Raw genomic sequence first — 12,862 nt, 5'->3', positions numbered from 1 at the left:
TTCACAATAAAAACCAGTACAGTTACTAACGGTCGTGACAATGAGCATCTACAGAAAGCTAGCCAATCAGTTTATCGATGAGATAGAAGCCGGCAAAAGACCGGAAGGCGGACGCATGCCTTCGCTGCGTCAATTGGCTAAGCAACAGGCCATCAGCATGTCGACCGTGGTGAGCTGTTACCAAGAACTGGAATCACAGGGTTGGATACATTCTCGACCGCAAGCGGGATATTTTGTTTCTGCTCACAAGCATGTTCATTCAACGCCCGAGTGGGCACAGTTTGAGAGTAAGGTGTCGAGCGTCAAGCAAATTTCTTCGACTCACAACTCAATCAACGGACCTTTAGGGGTTTCAAGCACCACCAATGATGAACCGTCGATCGTTGAACTAGAACGCAGTTTTCGCCGCGCTATTAGGCGTATGAGCAACAGGCTAAACCATTACCCACATACACAAGGTGAGCCAATGTTACGACAGGCATTATCCACTCATTTTGCCAAGCTCGATGTGCACTTTTCACCTGAAGAGATGGTGATTACGGCTGGCTGTATGTCTGCGATTAAGGCCGCACTTGAATCTTGTACTAAAGAAGGCGACACCATCGCTATTAGCTCGCCATGTTTCAACGGTATTCTGGAATTGCTCGGACAAATGTCGCGAAAAATCATCGAGATCCCGTCTCTAGATGATGGTGTCGACTTGCAACAACTGGGAGCGCATTTGAAGAATAAACGAGTGGATGCCGCGATCTTTTGTACCTCTCATATGAACCCTCAAGGGATCAACATGTCGGCTAGTCAAAAACAAAAGCTTGCTGAATTAGCGAATCACTATCGAGTGCCGATCATTGAAGATGATGTGTATCTGGAACTGTCCTATTCCTCACACACGCCACTACCAGCAAAATACTATGACAAAGGTGGATACGTGCTGTGGTGTGGTTCGGTATCGAAAAGCCTGTCGCCGAGCTACCGATTAGGATGGTGCTTACCGGGTAGGTTTATCAACGAATACAAGGCTCAGTTTTCTGCAGCAAGCTATGGCGTTGCCCTGCCGACTCAGCTTGCGGTTGCTGACTTTATCGAATCTGGTCAATACGCAAAACACGTTCGAAGAAGGTGTGCTCAAATCCTTTCATTACGCCAGCAATACCTAAGCTATTTAGCTCAGCATCTTCCTCAAGATGTGAAGATAAGTAACCCACAAGGTGGCATGGTGCTTTGGCTGCAAATACCCAACTTGAACCAATCAACCTTTGCTCAGGCAGTTGCCGACCAGAACATTGATATCAGGCTTGGGCACCTGTTCAGCACTCTCGACCTTTACAGCAATTGCTTACGCATCAATATTGGTTACTCGTTAGAGGGGAAAGCCAAGCTGCAATTGGACGACTTAATAGAACTGATTCACATTCATAGTTAATACGTGCTAATTCATAGTTAATACGTGCTAATTCATAGTTAATACGTGCTAATTCATAGCTAATACGTGCTAGTTAATAAACAAAGCTAGCACACCGTAGCTTTTCAGAGTCGACCTTTTATAACCATACGAGCACCTAATTTTAATAGCCTTTTATCATAAAAAAGGAAGCTATTATTCCTATCAGAACTAGGCTAAATCCCCGAACTGTAAGGAAAATCATTCACCTCAAAACCCTTAAATACAGAGTTTGCAAGGGCGTGCAAAAATATGCAACTTGGCTAATGACAGCTCATTTATTTTCTTCAATATACCTCCGGTCAGCGCTGGCGTTTTCCTGTATTTGAAGAGAACTATTATGAGTGATAAAACAAAAACCAAACCACTACCTTCCTTTATCGAAGAACGCTTGAACTTCTATATTCAAGACCTGATTACCCAAAACGAAAGCCAAAAACATTTGGTATTGGGTAAACGACCTAAGCGCAATGCTGTTGTGATGCAGAGCAACGATTACTTAGCACTATCACACGACAAAACGATCCAAGAAGCCCATCAAGCGGCGATTGTCGAACACGATGACAACGTGGTAATGTCTGCAATTTTCTTACAAGATGAACAGTCTAAACCTGCGTTCGAAACTGAGCTCGCGAACTATGTCGGAATGGAGAGCTGTTTGCTTTCTCAGTCTGGCTGGGCTGCTAATATTGGGCTATTGCAAACCATCTGCCCACCGGGCACACCTGTGTACATTGACTTCTTTGCACACATGTCACTATGGGAAGGCATTCGCGCTGCAGGCGCCCTCGCCCACCCGTTTATGCATAACAATATGAATCACCTGCGCAAACAGCTAGAGCGCCACGGCTCAGGCGTTATTGTGGTCGATTCGGTTTACAGCACCATTGGGACCATCGCCCCACTACGCGACATCTACGAAATGGCGCAAGAGTTTGATTGTGCCGTTGTCGTTGATGAATCGCATTCACTGGGTACGCATGGGGAAAATGGTGCTGGCTTAGTTCACGCATTGGGTCTCACTAACCAAGTCGACTTCATTACCGTTAGCTTGGCTAAAACCTTTGCCTATCGTGCAGGTGCTATCCTTGGGCCAAAGCAGCTTTCAGAAACCTTACCTTTTGTCGCGTATCCAGCTATTTTCAGCTCGACCGTGTTACCACAAGAGGTGGTTCGTTTAGAGAAAACATTAGAGGTAATAAAAGGCGCAGAAGACAAACGAGAAGCCTTATTCAAAAGCGCTAAATCGCTCACTACTGGTCTCAAACGGATTGGCTTTAACATCCGCAGCGAGTCTCAAATCGTGGCACTAGAGTGTGGTAGTGAAAGAAACACCGAACGTGTTCGTGATTTCCTCGAAGAACGAGATGTATTCGGTGCGGTTTTCTGCCGCCCCGCGACGGGCAAGAACAAAAACATCATCCGCTTTTCAGTGAATGCCGACATGACACCAAGAGATATTGACCATGTGCTCACCGTTTGTCATGAAGCGTACAATCATCCGGAATTAGAGTTCATGTGATTGTAAGGGCAATTCACACAACAGGATTCTTTGAAAGATAAGACCCCTTCCGATAAACAATATAAACGGCAGGACTGAATGGACGCTATCATGTCGCGATACAAAAAGAGCCCAGCAAATTGCTGAGCTCTTTTTGTGTTCATTTATTTAGTTCAGCCGGATAACTGGACGGTACAACAAATCAAATCCAGTGAGCAATTTTGTCGAACAGTCGATTTTTGTCTGCCGGTTTCACGATAAAGTCTGACATGCCTGATGATTCCATTTTTTCCAATGTCACTGGAGAACTGTCACCCGTGTGAGCAATGATAGGCACTGAAGAGTATGCTTTGTTAGCGCTTCGAATTCGACGAGAAGCTTCAACACCGTCCATGATTGGCATCTCGATATCCATCAGAATCAAATCGATATCGTCGCTATCCAACGCGTCTAAGGCTTGTTGACCATCTTCTTTCTGCACTACATCAAAGCCCTGTTTTTCCAATAACATCGCGGTAAACCGACGCAGAGATTCGTTATCGTCGACCACCATGATCGTGCGCTTATTGGTAGCCTCTAGCGGTTTTACGGAAACTGATGGCATCACATAGTTGGAGTCGAAAAGTAAGCGTTCGATGGTCGCCTTGGTATTCAGTAGCCAAACTTGTGTTTCCACCCAAATAGGTTCAAAAGCAACGTTTCGGACACGCTTAATTGGGTGATGTTCATACAAATAGATGATTCGAGCTTCAGTGAACGAAAGTAAAGATTCAATCCTATCGAGGCAACTTGCTCTTAAATCCAAGCTCTCCATGTCAACGAAGATCAAGTCGAATTCGAACTGGTATTCCTTATTTTTAAGCGCTGATGCTACATCCAACACCGTGAGCTCAAACCCCATAAAACGGACTACCTCAGTCATTTTATTGGTGAGAACTTTCTGGTCACTCACCAATAGCACAGTCTTAAGTTTAGTCAGTTCATTCTTGATTTCTTTCACCGAATGGGAAGACAAAGATGGAAAAGTCATCGTGAACTGTGTCCATTGATCCACTTCAGACTGACATTTAATTTCACCACCAAACGAGCGCATTACCTTCTGACAAAATGGCAAACCTAAACCGTAATTACCCGATTGGCCAGTAGTATAAAAGTCCTGAAAAATGCGTCGAATCACATCATTTGAGATGCCTGAGCCGTTATCGGTAACCATTATTTGATTAGCCACTTCATCACTACACATGGTGACATGAATATGAAAATCTTCAGGGCTGCGATGGTGGAATGCGTTCTTGAACAAGTTATACATCACGTACTTCAACAAAGTGTCGCTACCCAAGAAATCAAAGTTACTCTGTACGTCTAAAGAGATTGCTGATTTATCGGCTGAACGCTTGTAGTTAAAGCTGTCTATCGCACCCTCAATCACCGCTTGTGCTGAATGCTTCTTGAAGGTAGATCGAGATACTCGGTTTTCATCAATTGAAGTCAGTAACAGGTCAATCGTCTCATTACCTGAGTGAATGATCTCCATCGCTTCATCGCCCACTTCACGTAACTGTATGACTTCTTCGTTGCTTAAAGCATATTGCCCTTTGTGATCACCACTTTTAGGGTTTGGCAGTATTGACTGCATAACATCAATAGAGGTCAACAAACCACTCAGAGGGTTTCGCATCTCATGAGCAATACCTGCTCCAAAAGATTTCGCCAACGACACCTTATTCTCATGTTCCATCTGATTACGAAAGTAGAACAAGTTGCCGAACAAGTAGATAAATAAGAAGATTGGCACATGCGTCCAATCCATAGTGAGTTCTAGGTAGAAACCTTGCGCCGCCCATGCGCACAAGGTTGCCAAGCCAATTCCGGCAAAGGTTTGTGCGAACATCACTCTGGTGACGTGTACCAATAAAATATGAAGAAAAATGGCCGACATGAAAGACATAACCCAAACACTGGACCAATTATTCATTAGCAGCATGTAGAAGAAGAAAAACGGTAAACAGAGGGTTACGGCGACTTGATAATAAGCCGGAAGGTATTTTCGCCATTCAAATGGGACACGATTGCGATAAATAATGCCGAAAAATAATACTGAGCAAAACAGACGCAGCATTAAGTTTTCATAAGGCTGAGGGAACAAGAGCTCCCACACAATATAGTAAATTGGGAAACCGACAAAGCCCATCCAACCCACGAGAGTAAGGTTTGGTTCTGCGTACTGATAAACTTTACGAATAGCGTTCATACGAAATTCTTTATTCTCTAAGCCCTAACGTGTACTAATTCTATGGTTTGATTTTTATTCTTTTATTTTGCCGTGATTATATTACACATCACCTCCGAGCAGTGAGGTTTCAATCAAATATGTATCAACGCTTTTGTTTTTATTATTAAGCGTAGATGAATGATCCACCCTGCCGGCACTTAAATTTAAGTACGAGAGCTTGGTTCAAGGGATGGGCATGCACGGTGTTCCTTTGATAACTGTGTTCAGCTTACCGCTATGTCACTGTTACTCGGTGCATTTTCCGTGGTGTATCGCCGTAATCAATCACTGCATAATGTTGAGTGACCCTATTATCCCATATCGCCATCGCGCCCTTCTCCCACTTGAAGCGCACCTGATACTCTGGACGTCGTGCAATATCAAACAACTGGCTGAGCAACTCATCGCTCTCTTGACGATCGAGTTCATTGATATAACGGGTAAACTGCTCATTGATATAAAGTGTTTCTTCACCTGTTTCTGGATGGCTCTGAACAACAGGATGGATTACTGGTGGATTTTCCTGTGCGGTTTTAATTAACGACTTATGCCAATCAAGCTCAATCTGATCCGACTCTATGCCTTCAAAAGCCACCAGCGAGTGAGTCGCAGATAAGCCCCTCAGCTTTGCTTTCATACTTTCATCTAATGAATCAAATACAGCGGTCATCGAACACCAAATCGTATCTCCGCCTACGCTTGGAATATGCTGAGCATGCAGCAACGACGCTTTCGATGGCAGTTTTCGCCAGGTTAAGTCGGTATGCCAATAACTTTCCATCGGAGCATTGCCTCGCGTTGTTTCAATCACACTCACCTGAGGTGCATGCTCGACGCGAGGAAAAAACGGATGTGCTGGCTCAAGTTGTCCAAAACGATCTGCAATCATCAAATGCTGTTCTGGTGAGAGTACTTGATCACCTAGGAAGATGACTTGATGGGTAATCAGTGCCTGATACACCTTATCGAGTTCATCGGTGCTACACGTACAAAGCTCTAATCCATGGATGTGAGCTCCGATGTGAGGAGTAATGGGTTCTATTTTCAACATATTTTCGCTTATTGGGGGTTTTGAGTTGCAGGACTGATCTGGCTACTAGGCTAATCTGACTACTAACAGTAAACCGGGCAAATGCAGATTTTCTTTCCCACTTGAAATAGAAAATCGCCTCTCCGAAACAAAAAAAGAGCCCCTAAGCTGGAGCTCTTTTCGTTTTTTGATACTTCCTGTATCCATAGACAAGTCCAATCTGTAGTACTTTCACTGAAAGCCAGATCATCGATATCTCCAGTTGTGTATCAACTTAAATCTAGCACACAATCTTCAAGCTTTTCTGAGACACAACCGAGATAATGAACTTAGTGCCACTCCATCTCACCACTTAGCACTTTGGCACCCAGTTCTAGATCGCCTTCTGTTGCCTTAAATTGTGGGTATGCTTTCTTCATGTAATCACTGATATCAACAGACGTTGGATTGCTTGTACTTACCAGTGCCTTTTCAATGTCTGCCACGTAATCCATCGTAAATTGAACGCCGTTAGCACCCGTTGGCATTTCACCTAAGTAGTGGCCAGGAATCAACACTTCAGGCTCAAGTGCTTTCATGTGCTCTAATGATTGTGACCACTGGCTACGAATCTGTTTTGATGCAGTATCTGCCATCCATACATGTACACCGCTATACACCGACACGCCACCAAACACCGTTTTCTCAGACGGCACCCACAGGTAAGCTTGGTGTGTATTGATTTCTCTTACTTCGATGGTTTCGCCTTCGAGGTTCAGCGTGGTGTCGTTAAGCACGGTTGGGACAATGACTTTAGACGGAGCGTTGTCTTCTAAGATTGGGCCCCAGTACTCTAGCTTTGCATCTTTAGTGCGCTTGATGTGAGCAACGATCGCCTCACTGGCAACGACCTCAACGCTTGGAAATGCCGCCACAATCGGTTCTAAGCCAAAATAGAAATCCGGGTCGCCACTGCTGATGTAAATCATCGATAGCTCTTTGCCAGTCGCTTTAATTTGATCCACCAGCTTTTGCCCATCTGCGACACTAAATTGCGCATCAAACAGAATCACTTCTTTCTCTCCTGAAACCAACACAGAGCTTGCGGGGAATATCGCGTTTTCACCCGGATTGTAATGAGTGATGTTTAGCTCGGCAGCAGAGACAACACTCGATGCAGCTAGCATGGCTCCTAAACTCATTGTTCCTAAAAGCGCGGTTCTTGATAAAAGGATTTTAGATAACTTTTTCATAGTTTTATTCCGTTATTAAGAGCTGAACGCCTGCCAACTCATTGAGTGTCCAAACATCTTATTTGATTGAATTTAGATGAAATAGACATCAAATTGACTTTCACTGTTGCGATTTTCGGACATATACTAATTTTTTGGTAGCGATTAGATTCAAAAATCATTTGGGTAATAGGAACAATGGATAAACTTGAGGCAATGAATGTCTTTGTCACCATAGTGGAACGTGGCAGTTTGAGTGCAGCAGCAGAGCACCTTGATCTCTCTCGAACCAAAGTCACTCGATACTTAGGTGAACTCGAAAACTGGATGGAAACGCGCCTGCTTCATAGAACCACTCGAAGCTTGAGCTTGACCAGCGCAGGAAAACAGACGCTTGAAGTCGCTAGAGAGTTGCTTGCCCTTGAGGCGTCGTTAGCAGGTATCAGAAATCAAAGCCGCGAACACTTGAAAGGCCGACTGCGTCTTACTGCCAGTTACTCCATTGTCGATAGCTTCTTGATGGACGTGATCAGTCGCTTCATCGATAAATGGCCAGAGGTCTCAATTGATATCGTTTCTACCGATCAAACGGTCAATCTTGTTGAATCTCGCATCGATTTAGCCATTCGCATTACCAACGAACTGACACCCAATATTGTTGCTAAACAGCTAGGTGAATGTCGCTCGGTGATTTGCGCGTCCCCTCAATATCTAAAAGAGAAAGGTACACCCAAAAACGCGCAAGATTTAGCGCACCACAACTGCCTGTCATTCAGTTATTTTGGCAAAACCGCGTGGACGTTTAATGGCCCTAATGGGCTCGAATCAGTGCCGATTAAAGGGAACATCAGTGCGAATACCTCAGAGGTTCTGCTTTCTGCCACACTCAAAGGCAACGGTATCTGCTTGCTGCCGTTTCCTTCGGTGGAAGGCTTAATTGAAAACGGATTATTGGTTCCTCTGCTCTCTGAATGGAAGCCTAAAACGCTGGGTGTACACGCGGTTTATGGAACGCGTAAACAAATCACACCGCTGTTAAGAGCCTTTATCGATCACCTGTCTAACGAGATGGAACAGTCGACAAGCTGGTAGATAAACTCTCTCATTAACGATACTGATGTGAAATAAGTATTATCAATTTTACTTATGCAAAGCTAAATTCTATCTTGGCTGCATTATCCAACACCATAAACCAACACGACTACACAGGGAAAAAGACGATGACTGCCATTACCGATTTAGACATTTTGTTAAAGTCCATGTCACCAGAGCTCATTGAAGGTGATTATGTTTTTTGTACTGTAGACGGGGGATTGGCAGATTATGTTCAACTCGACCCAATAGCGACCTTTCGTGAAAAAGAAGGCTTAACCTTGGTGCTCACGGAGGATGCCGCACGCCAAGCTCAATTCGATTTCGATGGTGTGTTTAGCCTGATTACTTTGTCTGTACATTCCAGCCTTGAAGCGGTTGGATTAACAGCGGCCTTTGCCACCAAGCTTGGTTCTTACGGCATTAGCGCCAACGTGATTGCTGGCTTTTATCACGATCATATCTTCGTTCAGAAAGACAAAGCTAAAGCCGCAATGAGTGCGCTTAGAGATTTTTCAGAAGCGGATTAGTAAAGAATTCTATTGTTCACAGACACAAAAAAAGCGACGTAATCTACGTCGCTTTGGCTTATTGCTTACTGTTCATTCACTGATCAGGCATCAGCTAATAAAACAGTTAAGCAAGCTTAAAAGTCGCCACTTTATCACTTAAACCAGCGGCTTGGCTCTTAAGTTCGTTCGACTCAGTTAAGCTGTCCTGTGCGCCCACAACTAGGTGGTCGGTAACATCTTTAATGGTCGTCACGTTCTGGGTAATTTCACCCGTCACATGTGTTTGCTCTTCAGCAGCCGTCGCGATTTGAGTCGCCATATCGCTGATCAAAGCAACCGCCGTGTTGATCTCTTCAAGCGCATGCGAAGCTCGGTCGGCATCTTCTACTGAATGTATTGCCAGTTTAGAGCTGCTCTCCATAAGCTCAACCGCTTGGGCCGTTGTTCTCTGGAGAATATCAATCGTCGATTTAATCTCTTCAGTAGAAGAATGCGTGCGTTGAGAAAGCACACGTACTTCATCAGCCACCACAGCAAAACCACGACCTTGTTCACCAGCACGAGCTGCTTCAATCGCAGCATTCAAAGCAAGCAAGTTAGTTTGTTCTGCAATACCTTGAATCGTTGCGAGTACCGTCGAGATCTCTTGAGCATGCTTGTTTAGCTCGCTGATCACGTTACCCGCTTCGTTCACTTCATTGGCTAGGTTATTGATCGAACCTTTAGTATCTACAACCAAAGCGTGACCACTGTTAGTACTTGTCGCTGAGTCTTGTGCCGCTTTTGCTGTTTGCTCGGCATGCGATGCAATTTCTTGAGTTGCACAGGCCATTTCCGTCACAGCCGTTGCCACCATTGTGATTTCTTGCTGTTGGTGATTAAGCTCGTCCACAGAACGGTTCGCACGTTGAGCACTTTGCTCTGACTGGCTGTTTAGCTGTTCTGATTGCCCACGAATATGACCAATCAACTGCTGTAAACTACCCACAAACGTATTGAAGTTATGCGCTAGCTCCCCCACTTCGTCTTGGTTTTCGACATGAATACGTTGAGTTAAATCACCGCTACCATTCGCGATTTGCGCCAATGCTTGAGATACGTGGTTCAACGGACGGAATAGAATAGTACACAAAAGGTTAAACAGTATGGTACATACAATAACGACCAGCAGTGTCGCCAAAACTTGACCAATCACTGCATCAAATAACGGTGCAACCAGAGAGTCATGATTAACAACACTCACTGTAATCAGGCTCGTTCCGTCAATAGCACGTGCGTACAGAACATAGTCGCTGCCATTCAGCTCGATAGAAGTGTCTTTACCGCTAGTCAGAGCCTTTTGTACATCGGAGAAATTTAACCCAAGTGAACTGATATTCTTGTTCAGTAACTTAGTGTCAGGGTGCGTATAAACCGTGCCTTTGTTGGTCGCGATGAACATGTAACCTTCACCCGGAAGAATCACCTGCTCTAGACTGTTTAAGATGTCTGTAATTTCTACATCAGCACCCAACACAACCTGTTGCCCATGCAGTTGCATTGCTGTTCCTAATGAAACAACGTTCGCCCCAGTTGCTGCAGCAACCGTTGGGTTATCCATGAACACCTTGCTTGGGTTCGCAACCGCATTGGTGTACCACCCCCATAAACGGGGATCATCATTGCCCGGCGGCAGTATTACTCCGTTCGCGTTCTTTTGCGAACCATCAGGAAATGCCAAGAAGACATTATCAAAAGAAGCTGAGTCACGAACCTGTTTTAGATGAGTCACCAAGCTTTCTTGTTTGGATTCTTTCGAAAGAGAAGTAAGCGCACGCTCTTTGGATAAGATCCAATCCGATACATATTGATTGTACGAAGCCGATGCGCCCTCTAAGCGCTGTTCAACTTCAATATCCAACCTTTGCAATGAAGCACGAAAAGACAATGCTTCGACCAAAATCCCCCCCAGGATGATGGCCATACTAGCTGATATCGCTAGCTTATTTTTAAGCGAGAGTTTCTTGAACATAGGAAACCTATAATTTGGAAGTAAAAAACCGTGGCGACAAATTTGTTACCAAGACGATTGCAAGCTGCATATATTTTACGCTTTAAAATAAATAATAGAACCAACCAGAGGATTGAATTATTGATATGTGTGAACGAGGGCACGTACAGTGGCATATTCATGGAGTAAATAGCCCGCCACCCCTCAATAAATCATATCTGACAATCTCTCCAGGGGATGACTTATCGAATGCGTTCTATTTTATCAGTACGCTGATACATCAAATAAAAAAGGACCCAACGTATGACGTTCAGTCCTCTTTTATTCCTACTGGCACTGACTAAATATAATTTCTTGTCCAGTCAATATTGATATCCGTACACTTAGATTACTTAACTTATTGAAAATTAATAACCTCTACAAATTGAGACTCAAATAAGTGAGGTGTTGAAAAATTCACTTTCTAGCTTTTGATCTTTCTTTCACCAAATAGCTTTGGTTTGAATGAACCCAGTATTAACTCTGCAAGCAGCGGAAGCGCATTAGACATACCGATCAGCTCTTCAATTTTAGCTTTGTCTAGGTACGCTTGGCTTACCTTTCCTTGAGGTATTGATGCTTTAGCAAGCTCTACCATTTCAGGCATCATCGGCACCAAGAACACGAATGCATTGACGCTCAAGAACGCTAGCATCACAAGTTTCATTTTTAACCAATTAGGCTTCTGTTTTGTAGAAAAGTAACAATATAAATCAGCAAACAACTTTAATGCTAACCCTGGTAAAATCAGAATGTATGCACTCAACTCTTTATAAGTACCAACATGGTAAGCCGTGTCGGCAGTTTCGTGGCCTAGCGTAGCGCCGATTACAATGTGAGACAAAATACCGCCCACATACATGATGGTGCCGATTTCGTTTAGAAAATTGATCAATCGATTATTCATACTGTTCGCTTTTATATTTGTTTGCTTGTCTATTTATTTGAGTATCTGAGTATCTGAGTATCTGAGTATCTGAGTATCTGAGTATCTGAGTATCTGAGTATCTGAGTAAGTTTGGTGCTGTTATCAATAATTAGGGTTATTCGTTAATAAGCAGCACTCAATCACAACTATTATTTGTTATTCGTCAAAGAAAGCTTGTAACCCAAATATTGAACATTCACATCAGCATACCCCAACGTAACAGCTTCAAATTGGTGACTTAGCTCTTTTGCATGCTGCGCATCCTTAGCAATAAAAGAAACCGAATACACAGGTCGAACAACATTGTTCTCAAGTTTTTGCGTATCAAGATATGATGACGTCACAAGCCCTGCTTGGTTGAGACTGATCACTCTTTGTAAATCAATGCTAAGCACACGGTCTATTTCAAGGGCTTCAATTCCCTGCTTCCATGTGATTGTGACGCCGTAGTTATTGTAATCTGGCGTATTGTCTAACCACTTTGAGCCTAGCGGAATAATTTTGGCAATTTTAACCAGATCTTTCTTGTAAAGAGGTAGGTGAGCTAATTTGGCTTGGACCTGTTGTGAGTCATTCGCTTCAATAACAAAACGCAGTAACTGCACCGAACGGCCATCAATCTCACTATGCGATACATACATATCTTTTATCTCGCCTTGGTCAATCAGCTTACTGAATTCAGCTTTTTGTTCCGGAATATTGTCGAGGACTTGTTCTAAGTTGTTTGTATTCCACTCAAGTTCAACGGCATAGTCTGCTGCGCTGGTAAAGGTAGATAATAAGATTGAAGCTGCAAATGCGGTAAATGTAATAGTTTTCATGTTTTGTTCCTTTTCGGCTGATTAG

At 43.7% G+C, this 12,862-nt stretch carries 10 protein-coding genes; 4 read left to right on the top strand and 6 right to left on the bottom strand.

Going from position 1 to position 12,862, the window contains the following annotated elements:
- Positions 1-40 precede the first annotated feature (40 nt).
- Both M4S28_RS08200 and cqsA read left to right on the top strand, forming a co-directional pair.
- The gene (locus tag M4S28_RS08200; protein ID WP_249631535.1) at positions 41-1,423 is read left to right on the top strand and encodes an aminotransferase-like domain-containing protein; all 1,383 of its coding nucleotides are present in this window, start codon (positions 41-43) and stop codon (positions 1,421-1,423) included.
- A gap of 358 nt (positions 1,424-1,781) precedes the next feature.
- On the top strand, positions 1,782-2,963 hold the full coding sequence (gene cqsA, locus M4S28_RS08195) for an alpha-hydroxyketone-type quorum-sensing autoinducer synthase (protein ID WP_249631534.1): 1,182 nt from the start codon (positions 1,782-1,784) through the stop codon (positions 2,961-2,963).
- 181 nt (positions 2,964-3,144) lie between these two features.
- On the opposite strand, the gene M4S28_RS08190 is transcribed toward cqsA, so the two are convergent.
- From M4S28_RS08190 to M4S28_RS08180, 3 genes are all read right to left on the bottom strand, one after another.
- Positions 3,145-5,193 (bottom strand): ATP-binding response regulator, encoded by a 2,049-nt coding sequence (locus tag M4S28_RS08190; protein WP_249631533.1) that lies wholly within the window; start codon positions 5,191-5,193, stop codon positions 3,145-3,147.
- Positions 5,194-5,449: 256 nt separating this feature from the next.
- On the bottom strand, positions 5,450-6,265 hold the full coding sequence (locus M4S28_RS08185) for a TauD/TfdA dioxygenase family protein (RefSeq protein WP_249631532.1): 816 nt from the start codon (positions 6,263-6,265) through the stop codon (positions 5,450-5,452).
- Positions 6,266-6,573: 308 nt separating this feature from the next.
- A complete protein-coding gene (locus tag M4S28_RS08180; RefSeq protein WP_249632693.1) occupies positions 6,574-7,476 on the bottom strand; it encodes a Vmh family MBL fold metallo-hydrolase in 903 nt (300 codons plus the stop codon).
- A gap of 177 nt (positions 7,477-7,653) precedes the next feature.
- Between M4S28_RS08180 and M4S28_RS08175 the strand changes: the two genes are divergently transcribed.
- Positions 7,654-8,547, top strand: a complete 894-nt coding sequence (locus M4S28_RS08175; RefSeq protein WP_249632692.1) for a LysR family transcriptional regulator — start codon at positions 7,654-7,656, stop codon at positions 8,545-8,547.
- Between the two features lie 128 nt (positions 8,548-8,675).
- The gene (locus M4S28_RS08170; protein WP_249632691.1) at positions 8,676-9,077 is read left to right on the top strand and encodes an ACT domain-containing protein; all 402 of its coding nucleotides are present in this window, start codon (positions 8,676-8,678) and stop codon (positions 9,075-9,077) included.
- 106 nt (positions 9,078-9,183) lie between these two features.
- On the opposite strand, the gene M4S28_RS08165 is transcribed toward M4S28_RS08170, so the two are convergent.
- The 3 genes from M4S28_RS08165 to M4S28_RS08155 all read right to left on the bottom strand — a co-directional run bounded on the left by M4S28_RS08165 (position 9,184) and on the right by M4S28_RS08155 (position 12,837).
- Positions 9,184-11,070 (bottom strand): methyl-accepting chemotaxis protein, encoded by a 1,887-nt coding sequence (locus tag M4S28_RS08165; RefSeq protein ID WP_249632690.1) that lies wholly within the window; start codon positions 11,068-11,070, stop codon positions 9,184-9,186.
- Positions 11,071-11,512: 442 nt separating this feature from the next.
- Positions 11,513-11,995, bottom strand: coding sequence for an enoyl-CoA hydratase (locus M4S28_RS08160; protein WP_249632689.1), 483 nt, complete (start codon positions 11,993-11,995; stop codon positions 11,513-11,515).
- 170 nt (positions 11,996-12,165) lie between these two features.
- Entirely contained in the window at positions 12,166-12,837 is a 672-nt protein-coding gene (locus M4S28_RS08155) for a hypothetical protein (RefSeq protein WP_249632688.1), read from the bottom strand.
- Positions 12,838-12,862 lie beyond the last annotated feature (25 nt).

The organism is Vibrio sp. J383, assembly GCF_023503985.1.
Classification (GTDB): domain Bacteria; phylum Pseudomonadota; class Gammaproteobacteria; order Enterobacterales; family Vibrionaceae; genus Vibrio; species Vibrio splendidus.
The sequence above is the reverse complement of the archived record's forward strand: the minus strand, read 5'-3'. Positions and strand labels throughout refer to the sequence as shown.